This window comes from Caulobacter sp. 05T431 (assembly GCF_056665975.1).
On the sequence record NZ_JBFTKU010000140.1, the window covers coordinates 1 to 420 of the forward strand.

A 420-nucleotide genomic window follows, 5' to 3' on the forward strand; every position below is an offset into this window, starting at 1 on the left:
GATCCCGACAGCAGCGGCATCGCTTCGGCAATGCTGCTCCGGACCGAGTCTAGTTCCAGGGAGGCCCTGTGGGCGCTCTCGGATATCCACAACTCGGCAACGAACACCGTGTCGGGTTGGTCGTCGTTTACCCCTACTTCGTAGAGGAGGCAACCCAGTTCCGCAAGCCCGTCGGCTCGCCTGGTGAGGAGTTCTATGAGGCCATCGCGCGCGCCCGGCTTGGTGCCGAGAGTCGCCAAACGTGCGTGTGTCATGAGTCCATACTCATCGAAGGCTGCAGATATGGCCTGCTGCGCCCCTCCCGCAGCGCCCGGAATGCGTCGGATCGAGGCTTAGCCCAGCAGGGGGACGGCATGGGCGATCACGAGGGCCAGGAGAACGAAGCCTCCGGCGGCTTCGAGTCCCAACATCATTTTGGTC

At 63.3% G+C, this 420-nt stretch carries 1 protein-coding gene; it reads right to left on the minus strand.

The genetic code is table 11. From position 1 onward, the window contains the following. Positions 1-254: putative quinol monooxygenase (locus tag AC1U89_RS24870; protein ID WP_479902281.1), on the minus strand; the 254-nt coding region annotated here is incomplete at its 3' end. Positions 255-420: the final 166 nt, after the last annotated feature.